This is a genomic window from Pseudomonas sp. R1-1, assembly GCF_051132135.1.
Taxonomy (GTDB): domain Bacteria; phylum Pseudomonadota; class Gammaproteobacteria; order Pseudomonadales; family Pseudomonadaceae; genus Aquipseudomonas.
Genome location: NZ_CP071663.1, coordinates 1,995,174 through 2,010,264 on the forward strand (window position 1 = coordinate 1,995,174; position 15,091 = coordinate 2,010,264).

The following is a 15,091-nucleotide window of genomic DNA, read 5'->3' on the forward strand; positions in this document are numbered from 1 at the left end:
ACAAAACTCGGTGATTCGACACATCAAATGTAACTTCTCGGCGTTCGCTATCCGCTCGGGCTGGGCGTAAGGTCATCGCAGCTTTGACTCAATGGATTGAGGGAACTGGGCCATGGAAGCGTCCATCTGCATCAGCCCGGCCACCCTGGCCGACGCCGGCCTTATCAGCCGCATCATCGAACGTTCGATCCGCTTTGGCTGTGCGCACGATCACCGTAACGACCCTTCACTGGTCAGCCGCTGGCTCGGCCTGCAATCGGCCGATGTCATCAGCGCCCGGCTCGCCGACCCGCAGTTTTACCTGTGCATCGCGTTGCTTGATGACAAGCCGGTCGGCGTCGGCATGGCGGGCAATGGCGGCGAGATTCTGCTGTGTCATGTCCAGCCGGAATCGTTTCGCCGCGGTGTCGGGCGCGCGTTGATGAGGGATCTTGAGTGTTGGCTACTGATACGTGGTGTGCTGCAGGCGCAGCTCAACAGCACGCGTACGGGCCAGGCGTTTTATCGGCATCTGGGCTATCGCGCAGCCACTGCGCCTTGCGAATGCCATGGCTTGCAGGTGCAGCCGATGCACAAGCCTTTGCTGTTGCCGGTCTGACGACCCGATCAAGGGCTAAATCCTCACCGCTCTTAAGCGTTTCCAGAACAGGAAAACCTGCCAGTGCGCCCCGTGACCGGAATGCGCACCTGTCCGGTGTGTTGTTTTGGGTCGCTATGCATTGCCAATCAAGGGGTCGAGAAATGTCAGTCGCCACCAGCCTTATCGAAGCATCGTCGGCGCGGGTCAGCCCGGCGCCTGCGGAAACGTTGTATCAGTTCGACGAATCACCATTGCTCGCGCGCCAGGCGCAACAGGAGTCGAATGCTCGCAGTTATCCGCGGCGCATCCCGCTGGCGCTCAAACGCGCCAAGGGCCTGTATGTCGAAGACGTCGAGGGCCGCCGCTTCATCGATTGCCTGGCCGGTGCCGGTACGCTGGCGCTGGGGCACAATCACCCGGTGGTGATCGAGGCGATCCAGAAGGTGCTGGCCGATGAATTGCCCTTGCACACCCTCGACCTGACCACGCCGGTCAAGGATCAGTTTGTCCAGGACCTGTTCGGTCTGCTGCCGCCCACTCTCGCGGCGCAAGCGAAAATCCAGTTCTGCGGGCCGACCGGGACCGACGCGGTGGAAGCCGCGCTGAAACTGGTACGCACGGCCACGGGGCGCAGCACGGTGCTGTCGTTTTCCGGTGGTTATCACGGCATGAGTCAGGGCGCTTTGAGCCTGATGGGCAGCCTGGGCCCGAAAAAACCGCTGGGTGCCTTGCTCAGCAACGGCGTGCAGTTCATGCCGTTCCCGTATGACTACCGTTGCCCGTTCGGCCTCGGCGGCGCGGCGGGGGTGAAAGCCAATCTGAGTTATCTGGAAAACCTGCTCAACGACCCCGAAGCCGGTGTGCAGTTGCCCGCCGCGGTCATCGTTGAAGCGGTGCAGGGCGAGGGCGGCGTTATTCCCGCCGATATCGAGTGGTTGCGCGGCCTGCGCCGGATCACCGAGCAGGCTGGCGTGGCGTTGATCGTCGACGAGATCCAGAGCGGTTTCGCCCGCACCGGCAAGATGTTTGCCTTCGAGCACGCCGGCATCATTCCGGATGTGGTGGTGCTGTCGAAAGCCATCGGCGGCAGCCTGCCGCTGGCGGTGGTGGTCTATCGCGACTGGCTCGACACCTGGCAGCCGGGCGCTCACGCCGGCACCTTCCGCGGCAATCAGATGGCCATGGCGGCCGGTTCTGCGGTGATGCGCTATCTGCTCGAACACAAGGTCTGCGAGCACGCCGCCGCCATGGGCGCAAGGCTGAGCGAGCACCTGCACATCCTGCAACGCGACTTCCCGCAACTGGGCGATATCCGCGGGCGTGGCCTGATGCTTGGCGTTGAACTGGTCGACCCTAACGGCGCGGTGGATGCCCTAGGTCATCCACCGGCATTTGCCCGTCTGGCGCCACTGGTGCAGCGCGAATGCCTCAAGCGTGGCCTGATCCTCGAGTTGGGCGGGCGGCATGGCGCGGTAGTGCGGTTCCTGCCGCCATTGGTGATCACTGCCGCCGAGATCGACCGCGTCGCCGAAATCTTCGGCCGCGCTTTGGCGGCGGCGACCACGGCACTGTAAATTTTTCGCCGCGCCGAACGTTCTTTCTACATACCCGGCTGCACCGCGCGTGCGGCCCACCCTTACAACGATGGAGAAGCAGCATGACGTCAGTATTCGACCGCGAGGACATCCTCTTTCAAGTCGTGGTCAATCACGAAGAGCAATACTCGATCTGGCCGGATTACAAAGCCGTGCCAGAGGGCTGGCGCACCGTGGGCAAGAGCGGCCTGAAAAAGGAATGCCTGGCCTACATCGAGGAAGTCTGGACCGATATGCGCCCGCTGAGCCTGCGTCAGAAAATGGAAGCGCAGGTCGCTGCCCAGTAAATCCGGGGCAAAAGAAACCCGCTGGACCTCTTAGGGGCAGCGGGTTTTTTTATGTGTTGGATTTGTATTGCTCGGGCGGACCTCATCGCCAGCAGGCTAGCTCCCACAGAAGATTATCGGTGAACAAAACCCCTGTGGGAGCCAGCCTGCTGGCGATGCACGATAATTCGGCTCGACTGAAATTACGCTCCGCTCAACCCTTTGATCAGCGCATCCACATTGCCTTCCAGTTCCGCCACCGGATCTACCGCATCGGTGCTCAATACCAGCAAGCGGCTGCCCGATTCGGCAATCGCCGCCGTCACCGCTTCCGATGGCTGACGATGATGCAGCACCACCGCGACGTCGTTGTCCTTGAGGGTCGCCGTGAGTTTCTTCAGATCCTCAGCCGTCCATTCTGCGTCGGGTCGCGCATCCTGACCGATCAGCTCCAGATTGAGGCTACCGATCAGATAGCCGAAGTGATCGCTCAAACTCATCACGCTGAGGTTATCTGCACGGGCCAGGCGCGCCTCGCTGTCGGCGCTGAGCTTGAGCAAGCGTTGTTTCAGCGTCGCCAGATTCGCCTCGATTTTCGCTTTGGCGCCCGGTGCCAGGCGCACCAGATCAGCCGCCATTACATCGGCCATGCGTCCCATGTTGTTGCTGGCCAGCCATGGCTGACTGTTCAAACCATCGACTTTGAGATCTGGCTGTACGGCAATGCCGGGCAGGGCGCCGTCGACCGGGCGCGCCGCGTCGACTTCGACGATGCGGATATTGCTGCGCCGGGCGATCGGGTACAGCTGATCATCCGGCCACAGCGAGCGTACGCCTATCACCGCGTCGGCATCGCTGGCCAGTTTGCTCAGGGCCGGCGCGCCACGCCCGGTGAAGTAGGCGCTCTGCCGGCTGCCCGGCAGGTTCGCCGGCGCCGCGCGTTCAAGGCTGACATCCGTACCCTTGAGCAGAACCTCGCCCAGACCATAGGTAATCGGCAACGAGGCCAAAACCCGCAGCGGTTTGGCGCTTTCGGCGGCCAACAACGGCGTGCTGACCATGCCGCACAGGGCCAGGGCCAGGGTCAGTTTGCGCAATGAAAAGATCATTTATCCAAGATTCCCTTTCAGGCTGGGGACAACGCCGCGGGCAACGGCGGCGAGGGCGAAGGCGATGCCGGCGACCAGAATGATCGCGGCGCCGGACGGGATCGGCAGATCGAACACGATCGGCGCGAGAATCCCGCACAGCGTACTGACCGTGGCGATCAGCACCGAACACCAGAAAAAGCCCTTGAGCGACTGGCTGAGCAAGCGCGCGGCGGCGGCCGGAATCACCAGCAAGGCACCGACCAGAATCGCGCCGATGACTTTTACCGCCGCCACGGTGATCAGGGTCACCAGAATCACGAACAGATAATCCAGGGTCTTCACCGCGACGCCGCGTACCGCCGCCAGTTGCGGGTTGAAGCTGGCCAGCATGATGCGGTTGTACAACGGCAAGGCGAGGGCCATGACCAGCGAGCCGACAATCGCCAGCACCGCAATGTCGTTGCCGTTGACCGTCAGCACCGAACCGAACAGCACGTTCTCGAGAATGTGCACGTTGATCTTGCCGGCAAGAATCAGCAGCAGACTCGCCCCCAGCGCCAGCGACACCGAGAGGAACACGCCGATCAACGTGTCCGGCGCCAGACCGGTGCGGTTGCGCAGATAGTTGAGCAGGATGCCGAACAGCAGGCAGTAGCCGAACAGGGCGCCATACGGGCCGGTGTAGGGTTCGCCGAGCAGAATGCCGATGGCCACACCGGTCAGCGCCGCATGGCCGACGGCTTCCGAGAAAAACGCAAAGCGCTTGACCACCACCAGCGTGCCGAGGCCGCCGAGCACCGGGCCGATCAGCAGGCCGGCGAGCAACGCGTTGACCACAAATCCGTAGGCCAGCGCTTCCGGCAAATAACCGGACGAGGCCCAGCCTTGCACCATCAAACGAAAGGCTTCGTAACTCATCAGGCAGCACTCCGTGGATGGGTCGAAAACAGGCTGAGCAGCCGTTCCGGGGTCAGCGCCTGTTGCGGCGAGGCGTCGAACAGCACGCGCCGATTGAGCCCGGTGACCCGATCGGCCAAACGGCCGACCGCTTCCAGATCGTGCTCGATCCACAGCACCGTGATACCCGCGGCGCGCCAGTCGCCGAGCAGCCGTTCGAACACCTGAATTCCGGCCTCATCGAGGGCCGACATTGGTTCATCCAGCACCAGCAATTGCGGTGCCGGAATCAGCCCCTGCGCGAGCAAAACGCGCTGACGTTCGCCACCGGACAGTGCGCCCATGCGCCGCTTGCGCTTGTCCTGCATGCCGACGCGCTCCAGCGCCTCACCAATGGCGGCGGCATAGCGCTTGCTCAGACCAAGGAATGCCGGACGGCGCTGACACATCGCTGCCATGAAATCGTCGACCGTCATCGGTAAACCGCGATCGAACTCCAGCGCCTGTGGCACGTAACCGATGGTGCCCGGCGCTCCGGGCCACTGCAGACTGAGCTGACCCTGATGCGGCATCTGCCCGAGCAAGGTCTTGATCAGCGAACTCTTGCCGCCGCCGTTCGGGCCGACCAGCGCATGCACGCTGCCGGGCTGCACCTGGAAGGTGACCCTGTCGAGAATGGTCGTGCGGCCCAGGGTCAGTGAGATTTCCGCAAAATCCAGCGTCGGCCCCGTAACCTGTAGGAGTGAGCCTGCTCGCGATAGCGGTGTGTCATTCAACAATGATGTCGGCTGACCCGGCGCCATCGCGAGCAGGCTCACTCCTACAGGGGATTTGGTGTTTTCTGAAGAGAGGGTTTCCTTTGAGGTCATGCGCCAGACTCCTGAATCGCCCGCACCACGGTGTTGAGGTTGCCGGTCATTTCCTTTTCGTACTTGTCGGCGGTGTATTCGCCATAGGAAATGTGCGACAGCGGATACAGCTTCACCCCGGACTCACGCTGAATGGTGTCGACATAAGTGGACGGGAAATCCATCTCCGAAAAGATCACCTTCACGTCCAGCTCGCGCAGTTGATCGATGGTCTTTTTCAACTGACTCGGGCTTGGCTCGATGCCGTGGGCCGGTTCGACCACCGCGGTGACTTCGAGGCCAAATTCGCGCAACAGGTAATCATAGGCCGCGTGCACCGTGGCGACACGCAACTCGGCGTTGGGCGCCTGGGTCAGTTTCGCCAGAGCGTCGGCGCGCATCTGCCGCAGGCGTTTGCCATAGGCGCGGGCGTTCTGCGTATAGGTCTTGGCGTTGTCCGGATCGAGTTTGCCCAGTTCGCGGGCGATGTTGTTGACCTGGGCGATGGAAGCGCTGATCGACAGGAACGTGTGCGGATTGACCACCTTGCCGGCGCCGCGCGCGGCCACCCCGGTGGCCGCCAGCAGCGGAACGTTTTCATTGGCTTCGATGGTCTTGATGTTCGGTGTTTCGCTGGCGGCGATCATGCGGTCGGCGAAGTCATCATGGCCGACGCCGTTGAGCACGATCACATCCAGGCCGCTGATGCGTTTGATGTCTTCGGCACGCGGCTCATAGGCGTGCGGGTTGAAGCCGGCGGGAATCAGCGGCACCACTTCGGCCTTGTCGCCGACGATGTTCGCCACATAGCTGTAATACGGGTGCAGGGTGATGCCGATGCGCAGGCGCTTGGCCTGATCGGCGCTGACCAGCGGGCTGAGCAGGCAGGCGCAGAGGCCGAGCAGAAACGAACGCAGCAACGGACGGCGAGGTAATGAAATGGACATGGGCAAGCAGTCTTCTCTCGAAAATGGGCGAGGCATCAATGGCGATGTTCGCGGGTCACCCCGGCATCGTATTGCGCGACAATCTGTTTCCAGCCAGCAGCGGCGAGTGCCGCGTCGGTCAATTCGGCCGGTGTTTGAAGATCCGCGCCACGGTTGAGCCAGATGTCCGGCGCCGCCTGGTCATCGCTGCCGAGGCGCATCAAAAACGAACCGGCGACGCTGCTCGACTGGCTGTGACCGAAGTAGGCGGTGTCGCCGAGCAGTTGCCAGGCATGTCCGCCGCGGCTGACCGAACTGGCATCGCGGGCAAACGGCGCAAACCCTTCGTCTGCCAGATGTTGCGGCGTCGGCAGCGCTTGCTGTTCGTCTCGCAGCAAACGGATTTCATCGAGGGTCACGCGCAGATCGGCATAGATGCCTTGTTCGGACGCCGTGAGGTCGCGGCGCGCGTCGAGCTGATTGCTGGCCACGGGCGCCGGCTCATGGGACACCCCGCGCCAGGCCACCACGGAACCGGCAATAGCCAGAATCAGCAGGCACAGCAGCAAGACATTCAGGGTTTCGTGGCCGGCGCCGGCCGGGCGCACGATTTGCGTGGTTGGCGTACTCATGGGGCCTGGATATCCGCTTGGTCGATTTCGACCACATGGCCGGGGCCGGCGTCGAACAATACGTAGAATTCGGCACCGGGCTTTTTGAAGGTCAGGGTCGAATCGGCGCCGAGCTTGCCCGGCACCAGGATCGTTTCGTCATAGCCGATCACATCGAGGGTCACCCCCGGGGCGCCGCTGCCGTCGGAAAAGCCGCCGGTGCATTTGATCTGTTCGGCGTCGATGGCTGTGCATTCGCACATTGGGTTATGCGCCAGCGCACTGCTGCTGAAAGCGGCGCTCAGCACCAGCAACGCGGCGCTCACGCTCAGGCGCGAAGCATGTTGAAAGCGAGTCATGGTCGGGCTCCTTGTTTGTTCAGCCAGTCGAGGGTGGCGGGCGAGGCCTGGCTCAGGGGAATGGAGGCCTGATGCATGCTGCCGTCCCAGCCTTCCATGGTGATCCACAGTTCGGCATCGGCTTTGGTTTTTTCCGGCACCGGCAATTGCGCGCCCATGCGATAGGGCGTGCCGAAGAACAGCGCACCGGCTGCGCGCAGGCTGCGCGGTTTGCCGATCCGCAGGTAGGTGGCCTTGACCTGGCCGATGCAGGCATCGCAGAGCGCGGCGTTGAAACCTTTCATGTAGCCCGCCGGGCCTTCCAGGCGTGGCGCTTCGTTGCGCAGTTCGGCCAGACGCAGGCTCCACGGGCCGACGGCGATTTCACCGACTTCGCGCTCACCCAGGCCGATATCGCCGCGAAACAGCGCGGCATCGGCGAAGTACTTGGGCATGAAGCCCAACGGAATCAGCAACAGCAGAACGTTGATGTGGAAGCGCCACTTATGCCAGAACCGGCTCAGGCGCGAGGGTTGCGGTGCCGCAATGGACTTGCTCACGGGTTGACCTCCGCAGGTTCACGATTGATGGCCGGTTGCGCCGTCACGCGGGTTTTCTTCGATTCACGCTTGAGCGCATTGGCGGTGGCCAGTGCGGTGCGTTTGGTCCAGATCAACAGGCCGCTGAGCACCATCATGCTCAGCACCAGACCGAAGAAGAACCAGATCAGCTTGATCCACAACCCGCCAAAGTCGCCGGTGTGCAGGGGACGCATGGATTCGGTGACGAACTCCAGCGCAGTGCGATCGGACAACAGCCGCGAAGCGGCCAGATCACCGTTGAACGGGTTGAGCGTGGCGGATTGGAACATCAGCGGATACCAGCCACGGCCACCGAGGTTCATATGGCTATAGGCATTGCCCGGCAGGCTGACGAAGCTGACTTCCAGGCCGGGGATTTTCTGTTGTGCGACTTCAATCGCGCGGTCGAGGCTGATGCGCGGCGGCGGTGTGCCGTCGGCGGAGATCGGCACCGCTTCACGGGCCATCGCCGGAATCACCGGCTCGCTGGAAATGGAAATGTGATTGTCGAACAGCAGCGCTTCGATCAGGAACCAGATGCCGGTGATCGAGATCACCGCGATGAACCAGATCGACCAGATGCCGCTGAGGCGGTGGAAATCGCCCCAGAAGATCCGCGCACCGTGGCGAAAACGCAGGGTCGGGCGGAAGAAGCCTTTCCAGAAGCGTTTATAGACCACCAGTCCGGTGATCAACGATGCCAGCAACGGCAAACCGAGGAACGACACCAGATACCAGCCCCAGCTGAAGCCGTTGGTGAACGGCACCAGCCACCAGCCATGCAGCGCACGGGTGAAGGCTTTGAAGTTGAAGTCCGGCGCGCCGCCCTGAATCACCCCGGTATAGGGATTGACGTAAACGGTCTGCGAACGCCCGTCGGGGTAGCTGACGTTGACGTCGAGAGCAAAATGCGACTCGTCGGGCCGGCTGATGCGCTGCACCACGGTCTGCGGTTCGGCTTGTTTGATCGCGGCCAGAATCTGGTCGTAGCTGAGTCGGGGCGCATCGTCCGCCGGCTGGCTGGCGCGCATCTGCGGGTTGGCCAGCCAGACGATCTCCTGGCTGACCACCGCCAGCGTGCCGGTGACACAGACGATCAGCACAAAGAACCAGATGGGCAAAGCGAGCCAGCTATGCACCAGGAACCACAGTTTGGAACGGGATTTCTTCGACATGGTTGCGCGTCTTGTTTTCGGTGAAAGGGGCAGGACTACGGGCTTCGCAGCGCTGTTTCCCTGGAAGGTCCGGCCGTGGCTTTTGCCTACGCGGCCGGCCCGCATCTATATAAGACGGATGAGCGCGGCAAATCCCGATAAACGATATGAAAGTAAATGTTTCGCGTTTCCACCAAGCGCAACCGCCCCTGTAGGAGTGAGCCTGCTCGCGATAGCGGTCTGTCAGACAGAGCAACTCCGACAGATACACCGCTATCGCGAGCAGGCTCACTCCTACAAGGGGATTCGGTGTGTCGGGATCGAACACGCTTCATGAATGACGCCATCACCGTCTGCCAATTGATGGCCCGTGCACGCTCCCTATGATGGGCTTCACCGGATTCCCTGATGAGCGCCCCGTGATGACCGCCAGAACCCTCTACGCCAAACACATCGACTCGCACACAGTTTGTCGTCTCGACGATCAGGGCCATGTGCTGTTGTATATCGATCGCCAGGTGATCAACGAATACACCAGCCCGCAGGCCTTCAGCGGTTTGCGTGCGGCCGGGCGCAAGGTGTGGCGGCCGGGCACGGCGCTGGCGGTGGTCGACCACGTCAACCCGACCGCGCCGCTGCGTATTGCCGCCATGCCCGACGCGGGCGGCGCCCGGCAAGTGTCGTATCTGGCGGAAAACTGCCGGGACTTCGGCATCGAATTACTCGACATCCTCGACAAGCGTCAGGGCATCGAACATGTGATCGCCCCGGAGCAGGGCTTCATTCTGCCGGGCATGGTGATTGCCGCTGGCGACAGCCACACCACGACCTACGGCGCCCTCGGTGCGTTTGGTTTTGGCATTGGCACCTCCGAGATCGAGCACCTGCTAGCGTCACAGACACTGATCTACAAACGCCTGAAAACCTTGCGCGTAACCATTGAGGGTGCGCTGGCACCGGGCCTGACCTCGAAAGACGTGATCATGGCCCTGATCGGTCGGATCGGCGCGTCCGGAGCCAGCGGCTACGCGATCGAATTTTGCGGTGCGACCATCGATGCCTTGAGCGTCGAAGCGCGCATGACCATTTGCAACATGGCGGTCGAGGCCGGCGCGCGCGGAGCGTTCATGGCGCCGGATGACAAGGTGTTCGCCTACCTCAAGGGCAAGCCGCGTGCACCAACGGGCGCGTTGTGGGAGCAGGGCGTGGAAAAGTGGCGTGAGCTGCGCAGTGATCCGGGCGCGGTGTTTGACCGCGAGATCCACCTCGATGCCAGCGTCCTCGAGCCGATGGTCACCTGGGGCACCAGCCCGGATCAGGCTGCCGCTATTGGCGCGCGTGTACCGGACCCGCAAGCGATCAGCGATCCGATCCTGCGTCAGGACATGCGCCGCGCCCTCGATTACATGGGCCTCGAAGCGGGCATGGCGCTCAGCGAGATCGCCATCAGCCACGCCTTTATCGGCTCGTGCACCAATGCGCGCATCGAAGATTTGCGTGACGCCGCCCGAATCGTCGATGGCCGGCAAGTGGCCGGGCACGTGCGGGCGATGATCGTACCCGGTTCCAGCGAAGTCCGCGCCCAGGCTGAGGCGGAAGGGCTGGCGCGGATCTTTATCGACGCTGGCTTCGAATGGCGCCAGTCCGGTTGTTCGATGTGCCTGGCGATGAACGACGATGTGCTCGCGCCCGGCGACCGTTGCGCCTCCAGCACCAACCGCAATTTCGAAGGCCGTCAGGGCGCCGGCGCGCGCACCCACCTGATGAGCCCGGCGATGGTCGCCGCCGCAGCGATCAGCGGCCGACTCACCGATGTCCGCGATTTTGGAGAACGCCCATGAGCCTGCAACCCTTCACGCAAGTCAGCGGCCAGGCCGCGCCGTTACTGGCGGCCAACATCGACACCGACGTGATCATGCCCAAGCAGTTCCTCAAGGGCATCGATCGCCACGGACTGGATCGCGGATTGTTCTTCGATCTGCGCTTTCTGCGCGATGGCCGTCCCGACCCCGATTTCGTGCTGAATCAACCGGCGTGGCAGGAGGCGAAGTTTCTCGTGGTCGGGCCGAATTTCGGCTGCGGCTCCAGCCGTGAACATGCCGTGTGGGGTTTGCAGCAAATGGGCATCCGCGCGCTGATCGGCAGCAGCTTTGCCGGGATTTTCTACGACAATTGCCAGCGTAACGGCGTGTTGTTGATCACCCTGGACGAGGCGCAGGTGCAGCGGATTGGCCGGCTGGTCGGGCAGCCAGAAACCGCGCGGATCAGCATTGACCTTGAGGCGCAGCAGATCCGCCTGGCCGATGGCTCGGTTGTGGGTTTTGAGATCGACACCTTGCGCAAAAGCGCGTTGCTGCTGGGACTCGATGCGATCGGCAGCACCTTGCAGCGGCGCGAGCAGATCGAGGCCTTTGAGCGCGAGCATCTGGCCAGCAACCCATGGCTCGCCTGACTCACCACTAATCCCTGTGGGAGCTAGCCTGCTAGCGATTGCGGAGTGTCAGGCAATGATGCATATCTGACACATCGCAATCGCTAGCAGGCTAGCTCCCACAAGTGTTTTGGGGTGTTTGAGGTTACAGCGACAAGCTTTTGAAATGCTCCTGCAAGAACTCCACACAGGCGCGCAATTTCCCGGAATGCGCCAGGCGCGTCGGGTATACCGCCCAGACGTTGGCGCTCTGGCTGTAACCGTCCAGCACCTGCACCAGGCGCCCTTGCTCCAGCAGCGGTTTCACGTCCCACAGTGAACGCAGCAGAATCCCGCGGCCGTCCAGCGCCCATTGCAGGACGATCTCACCGTTGTTCGAGGACAACGGCCCGCTGACCCGCACGTCTTCCACGCCGTTGTCACCCTGCAGATTCCAGATGCCGAAAGCGTTGTCGCGCTCCTTGATCACCAGACAATCATGCGCTTGCAGGTCTTCGAGGGTCTGCGGTGTTCCGCGGCGTTGCAGGTAAGCGGGGGCGGCGCACAGCACGCGGCGATTACTGACCAGACGGCGGCCGATGTGCTGGCCGGGAAGGTCATCACCCACGCGAATCTCCAGATCGAAGCCTTCCTCGATGATGTCGACCACCCGGTCAAACAGGTCGAGACGAATCTCCAGTTGCGGATAACGTTCTGCCAGCAACGACACCGCTGGCGCCACGTGATTGCGGCCGAAGCCGAAGCTGCTGCAAATGTGCAAACGCCCACGCGGACTGGCGTGGGCATCGGACAATTCGTCGTGCAATTGCTGAAAATCATCGAGAATGCGCAGCGCCCAACGTTGCACGCGCTCGCCATCTTCGGTCAGCGAAATCCGCCGACTGGTGCGATGCAGCAGACGCGTGCCGAGGGTGCTTTCGAGAATCTGGATGCGTTTGCTGACATAGGCCGGCGACAGCCCCAATTCATCCGCCGCGGCAGCGAAACCGTTCTTGCGAATCACCGTGAGCAGCACACGCAGGTCTTCGGGCAGGGGCAAGGCGTCTTTATTCCGGGACATGGCAAAACGAGCACTGGCGGGACGAGCCGCCAGCATAGCACCGCGCTGTGCAGACGCAGCTCAGCGCAGAAACGCCAGCGCTTCGGCCAGCAGCAACTCGGGGACTTCTTCGGCGATGTAATGGCCAGCGGGCAAGGCTTTGCCGCTGACATTGGCGGCTACGTGTTGCCATTCCTTGAGCGGATCGAAACAGCGCCCGACGGTGCCTTCGGCGCCCCACAGCACGCGCAACGGCAGATTCAGTCGATGTCCGGCAGCGATGTCGGCGCGATCATCCTCCAGATCGATGCTGGCGCTGGCGCGGTAATCCTCGCAGAGGCCGCGCGCACTGCCCGGTTGTTGCAGACAGCGCAGATATTCGCCAAACGCCTCATCGGTGAACGGCTTGAAGCCGGCGCTGCGACTGCCCATGACACTGCGCAGGTAGCCTTCGGGATCGGCTTCGATCAGGGTTTCCGGCAGCGGCGCCGGGCGGATCAGGAAGAACCAGTGCCAATACGCGCGGGCGAAGGCTTCGTTGGTTTGCGCATACATCGACAGGGTCGGCGCGATGTCCAGTAGCATCATGCGTTGCACGGCTTCGGCGTGGTCGAGCGCCAGACGATGAGCGACCCGCGCACCGCGGTCGTGAGCCAGGACCGAGAACTGTGCAAAACCCAGCGACTGCATCAGCTCGACATTGTCGCGGGCCATTTCCCGTTTTGAATAATTGCGATGCAGGTCATCCGCCGGCGGGCGGCCGCTGTCGCCGTAACCGCGCAAGTCGGCGGCGACCACGGTGAAATGCTCGGCCAGGGATTCGGCGATCTTGTGCCAGATCACATGGGTCTGCGGGTGGCCGTGCAACAGCAACAATCCCGGGCCGCTGCCACCGATGCGGTAGGCAATGTCGACGCCGTTGACGTGACGCTGGTCTTTGCGGAATCCGGCAAACATCGGGCTGGTCCTTCTTTCAGGGTTCTTGTTGGATGCATCCTGAAATCGTCCGGAGAGTGTGGCAAGGGCTAAAGCGTGGTGAGCAGGTTCATGAACTGTGTTCAGGGAGTTTTGAGTTGCCTTTGCCGGCGCCATCGCGAGCAGGCTCACTCCTACATTTGCAATGTATTTCAACTGTAGGAGTGAGCCTGCTCGCGATGGCGCCGGTGCAGACACGAAAGCGCTCAACTTTGCTGAAACATCTCCATCGCCTGCTGCTTGATTTGCTCTTCAGTCAAATCCTCCTTGCGCGTAGCCAGAAACCACAAATGCCCATAGGGATCCTTCAACGTCCCGCTGCGATCGCCATAAAATTGATCCTGGACCTCGGATACCGTCGTCGCCCCGGCATCCAGCGCGCGTTGAAACGATTGATCGACGTCGACCACGTACAAATGCAAACCGACCGATACCGCTTGCTCCGGATTGCTCAACGGCCCCTGATCACAAGGCGAACCGAGCATGATTGCGCTGTCGCCAATGCGCAGCTCGGCGTGACCGATGGAACCGTCGGGCATGGCCAGGCGCATGACCTCGGTGGCGCCGAAGGCTTTTTTATAAAAGTCGATGGCCTCGGCCGCTTTGTGGATGCCGAGATAGGGGGTAATGCTGTGATACCCCTCGGGAATGGGTTTGACGCTCATGACGTTCTCCCTGATTTTGTTCTACGAAATGGGGTCCACCGGATGGGTGGAAAAACCACTATAGAACGCTCGGCGCAGTGCAGACGTTTGCCCGACGAGCCGTCAATCGTTGGGAAAATGCGGCCCCGGACCCTGTTCACCGAGTACGTCGCCGTGATTGCGCAGCGGGCAGGCCTCCATCGACAAACACCCGCAACCGATGCAACCGTCGAGGCGGTCGCGCAGTAACAGCAATTGTTCGATGCGCTCATCCAGCTCCCGCCGCCAGCGCTCCGAGAGGATTTTCCAGTCGGCGGCGGTCGGTGCGCGATCGTCCGGGAGCATTTGCAATGCGTCGCCTATCTGCGCCAGTGGGATGCCCAGGCGCTGCGCCACTTTGATCAGCGCCACCCGGCGCAGCACCTCACGCTCATAGCGGCGTTGATTGCCCGCGTTGCGTTGGCTCTTGATCAAGCCTTTGGTTTCATAAAAATGCAGCGCCGTGACCGCAACACCGCTGCGCGCCGCTACTTCACCGACGGTCAACGGTTTACGCACCTGTTCTTTGCTGATCATGGAAAACAGCTCTTGACCTTGACTTAACTGGAGGTTTTACCCTGCTGGCCTTCGAGTCGCAAGATTCGCCTTACGATAAGTGGGGACACCATGCAAGCATCCGCGCAAAACCGCAGCTTCACGCAATTGATCGAATTCGAAATCGAACCGCTCCAGCAGCCTGCCCTGGTGGCGGAACTGGCGCTACAAACCGAGCGCCTGGCCCAGCGTTATGCCGGCTTCGTCAGCGCGAGCGTGCAAGCCAGCGACGATGGCCGCCGCGTGCTGGGGTTTCTGCAATGGCAGACCCGTGAGGCGGGGGAGGCGGCGTTTCGCAGTTTCGAGACCGGTGAGCAGGATTTCTGGCAACTGATTCGTCGGCATCGGGCGAAAACCATCACCTTCAATTCGTTCCAGGTGCTCAGCAGCATCGCCCGCAGCCACGATGACGCGCTGCATTGCCGGTTGCTCGGTTAGGCCGATTCGGCGATTCATCACTGGCCGTGGCGAATCACTGATAGCCACTATTGAGAGCGTTGATTTCTGCGCGAGCGTGCCGC

Annotated in this window: 18 protein-coding genes; 6 read left to right on the forward strand and 12 right to left on the reverse strand. The window is 62.0% G+C overall.

Translation table 11 applies throughout. The features are described from left to right. Positions 1-112: 112 nt before the first annotated feature. The 3 genes from J3P75_RS09135 (at position 113) to J3P75_RS09145 (ending at position 2,462) form a co-directional block, all read left to right on the forward strand. Positions 113-598: a GNAT family N-acetyltransferase gene (locus J3P75_RS09135; protein WP_434709988.1), complete on the forward strand. Its 486-nt coding sequence runs from the start codon at positions 113-115 to the stop codon at positions 596-598. A gap of 143 nt (positions 599-741) precedes the next feature. Further along, complete coding sequence (locus tag J3P75_RS09140) at positions 742-2,154, forward strand: aspartate aminotransferase family protein (RefSeq protein WP_434709989.1); 1,413 nt, start codon at positions 742-744, stop codon at positions 2,152-2,154. Between the two features lie 83 nt (positions 2,155-2,237). Continuing rightward, positions 2,238-2,462, forward strand: coding sequence for an MbtH family protein (locus tag J3P75_RS09145; RefSeq protein WP_053122206.1), 225 nt, complete (start codon positions 2,238-2,240; stop codon positions 2,460-2,462). A gap of 182 nt (positions 2,463-2,644) precedes the next feature. On the opposite strand, the gene J3P75_RS09150 is transcribed toward J3P75_RS09145, so the two are convergent. From J3P75_RS09150 to J3P75_RS09185, 8 genes are read right to left on the reverse strand one after another with little or no spacing between them, the layout of a single operon-like run. Then, the gene (locus J3P75_RS09150) at positions 2,645-3,550 is read right to left on the reverse strand and encodes a metal ABC transporter substrate-binding protein (protein WP_434709990.1); all 906 of its coding nucleotides are present in this window, start codon (positions 3,548-3,550) and stop codon (positions 2,645-2,647) included. Continuing rightward, entirely contained in the window at positions 3,551-4,450 is a 900-nt protein-coding gene (locus tag J3P75_RS09155) for a metal ABC transporter permease (RefSeq protein ID WP_203418833.1), read from the reverse strand. Next, entirely contained in the window at positions 4,450-5,298 is an 849-nt protein-coding gene (locus J3P75_RS09160) for a metal ABC transporter ATP-binding protein (protein ID WP_434709991.1), read from the reverse strand. The genes J3P75_RS09155 and J3P75_RS09160 overlap by 1 nt, the downstream gene beginning before the upstream one ends. Beyond that, positions 5,295-6,260 carry a metal ABC transporter substrate-binding protein gene (locus J3P75_RS09165; RefSeq protein WP_408003537.1) on the reverse strand — a complete coding sequence of 322 codons (966 nt, stop codon included), beginning with the start codon at positions 6,258-6,260 and terminating at the stop codon, positions 5,295-5,297. Before J3P75_RS09165 ends, J3P75_RS09160 begins: the two co-directional genes overlap by 4 nt. Further along, on the reverse strand, positions 6,260-6,835 hold the full coding sequence (locus J3P75_RS09170) for a DUF6162 family protein (RefSeq protein WP_434709992.1): 576 nt from the start codon (positions 6,833-6,835) through the stop codon (positions 6,260-6,262). The genes J3P75_RS09165 and J3P75_RS09170 overlap by 1 nt, the downstream gene beginning before the upstream one ends. Further along, complete coding sequence (locus J3P75_RS09175; RefSeq protein WP_203418831.1) at positions 6,832-7,173, reverse strand: hypothetical protein; 342 nt, start codon at positions 7,171-7,173, stop codon at positions 6,832-6,834. Before J3P75_RS09175 ends, J3P75_RS09170 begins: the two co-directional genes overlap by 4 nt. Continuing rightward, positions 7,170-7,712: a thiamine pyrophosphate-binding protein gene (locus J3P75_RS09180; protein ID WP_434709993.1), complete on the reverse strand. Its 543-nt coding sequence runs from the start codon at positions 7,710-7,712 to the stop codon at positions 7,170-7,172. The genes J3P75_RS09175 and J3P75_RS09180 overlap by 4 nt, the downstream gene beginning before the upstream one ends. After that, positions 7,709-8,908, reverse strand: coding sequence for a PepSY-associated TM helix domain-containing protein (locus J3P75_RS09185; RefSeq protein ID WP_090284814.1), 1,200 nt, complete (start codon positions 8,906-8,908; stop codon positions 7,709-7,711). The genes J3P75_RS09180 and J3P75_RS09185 overlap by 4 nt, the downstream gene beginning before the upstream one ends. A 401-nt stretch (positions 8,909-9,309) precedes the next feature. On the opposite strand from J3P75_RS09185, the gene leuC reads away from it, so the two are divergent. Next, entirely contained in the window at positions 9,310-10,728 is a 1,419-nt protein-coding gene (leuC, locus tag J3P75_RS09190; protein ID WP_434709994.1) for a 3-isopropylmalate dehydratase large subunit, read from the forward strand. Further along, positions 10,725-11,339, forward strand: coding sequence for a 3-isopropylmalate dehydratase small subunit (gene leuD / locus J3P75_RS09195; RefSeq protein WP_434709995.1), 615 nt, complete (start codon positions 10,725-10,727; stop codon positions 11,337-11,339). The genes leuC and leuD overlap by 4 nt, the downstream gene beginning before the upstream one ends. 124 nt (positions 11,340-11,463) lie before the next feature. On the opposite strand, the gene J3P75_RS09200 is transcribed toward leuD, so the two are convergent. From J3P75_RS09200 to soxR, 4 genes are all read right to left on the reverse strand, one after another. Further along, positions 11,464-12,414, reverse strand: coding sequence for a LysR substrate-binding domain-containing protein (locus J3P75_RS09200; protein ID WP_434709996.1), 951 nt, complete (start codon positions 12,412-12,414; stop codon positions 11,464-11,466). Between the two features lie 24 nt (positions 12,415-12,438). Next, on the reverse strand, positions 12,439-13,314 hold the full coding sequence (locus tag J3P75_RS09205; RefSeq protein ID WP_434709997.1) for an alpha/beta fold hydrolase: 876 nt from the start codon (positions 13,312-13,314) through the stop codon (positions 12,439-12,441). Between the two features lie 224 nt (positions 13,315-13,538). After that, positions 13,539-13,997, reverse strand: coding sequence for a VOC family protein (locus J3P75_RS09210; RefSeq protein WP_434709998.1), 459 nt, complete (start codon positions 13,995-13,997; stop codon positions 13,539-13,541). 102 nt (positions 13,998-14,099) lie between these two features. Then, positions 14,100-14,552, reverse strand: coding sequence for a redox-sensitive transcriptional activator SoxR (gene soxR, locus J3P75_RS09215; RefSeq protein WP_434709999.1), 453 nt, complete (start codon positions 14,550-14,552; stop codon positions 14,100-14,102). 90 nt (positions 14,553-14,642) lie between these two features. Between soxR and J3P75_RS09220 the strand changes: the two genes are divergently transcribed. Beyond that, a complete protein-coding gene (locus tag J3P75_RS09220; RefSeq protein WP_090284802.1) occupies positions 14,643-15,008 on the forward strand; it encodes an antibiotic biosynthesis monooxygenase in 366 nt (121 codons plus the stop codon). Positions 15,009-15,091: the final 83 nt, after the last annotated feature.

Excerpts from the sequence above, each read along its gene's own strand:
- J3P75_RS09135 (WP_434709988.1), top strand. The coding sequence starts at position 113 with ATGGAAGCGTCCATCTGCATCAGCCCGGCCACCCTGGCCGACGCCGGC.
- J3P75_RS09140 (WP_434709989.1), top strand. The coding sequence starts at position 742 with ATGTCAGTCGCCACCAGCCTTATCGAAGCATCGTCGGCGCGGGTCAGC.
- J3P75_RS09145 (WP_053122206.1), top strand. The coding sequence starts at position 2,238 with ATGACGTCAGTATTCGACCGCGAGGACATCCTCTTTCAAGTCGTGGTC.
- J3P75_RS09150 (WP_434709990.1), bottom strand. The coding sequence starts at position 3,550 with ATGATCTTTTCATTGCGCAAACTGACCCTGGCCCTGGCCCTGTGCGGC.
- J3P75_RS09155 (WP_203418833.1), bottom strand. The coding sequence starts at position 4,450 with ATGAGTTACGAAGCCTTTCGTTTGATGGTGCAAGGCTGGGCCTCGTCC.
- J3P75_RS09160 (WP_434709991.1), bottom strand. The coding sequence starts at position 5,298 with ATGACCTCAAAGGAAACCCTCTCTTCAGAAAACACCAAATCCCCTGTA.
- J3P75_RS09165 (WP_408003537.1), bottom strand. The coding sequence starts at position 6,260 with ATGCCTCGCCCATTTTCGAGAGAAGACTGCTTGCCCATGTCCATTTCA.
- J3P75_RS09170 (WP_434709992.1), bottom strand. The coding sequence starts at position 6,835 with ATGAGTACGCCAACCACGCAAATCGTGCGCCCGGCCGGCGCCGGCCAC.
- J3P75_RS09175 (WP_203418831.1), bottom strand. The coding sequence starts at position 7,173 with ATGACTCGCTTTCAACATGCTTCGCGCCTGAGCGTGAGCGCCGCGTTG.
- J3P75_RS09185 (WP_090284814.1), bottom strand. The coding sequence starts at position 8,908 with ATGTCGAAGAAATCCCGTTCCAAACTGTGGTTCCTGGTGCATAGCTGG.
- leuC (WP_434709994.1), top strand. The coding sequence starts at position 9,310 with ATGACCGCCAGAACCCTCTACGCCAAACACATCGACTCGCACACAGTT.
- leuD (WP_434709995.1), top strand. The coding sequence starts at position 10,725 with ATGAGCCTGCAACCCTTCACGCAAGTCAGCGGCCAGGCCGCGCCGTTA.
- J3P75_RS09200 (WP_434709996.1), bottom strand. The coding sequence starts at position 12,414 with ATGCTGGCGGCTCGTCCCGCCAGTGCTCGTTTTGCCATGTCCCGGAAT.
- J3P75_RS09205 (WP_434709997.1), bottom strand. The coding sequence starts at position 13,314 with ATGTTTGCCGGATTCCGCAAAGACCAGCGTCACGTCAACGGCGTCGAC.
- J3P75_RS09210 (WP_434709998.1), bottom strand. The coding sequence starts at position 13,997 with ATGAGCGTCAAACCCATTCCCGAGGGGTATCACAGCATTACCCCCTAT.
- soxR (WP_434709999.1), bottom strand. The coding sequence starts at position 14,552 with ATGATCAGCAAAGAACAGGTGCGTAAACCGTTGACCGTCGGTGAAGTA.
- J3P75_RS09220 (WP_090284802.1), top strand. The coding sequence starts at position 14,643 with ATGCAAGCATCCGCGCAAAACCGCAGCTTCACGCAATTGATCGAATTC.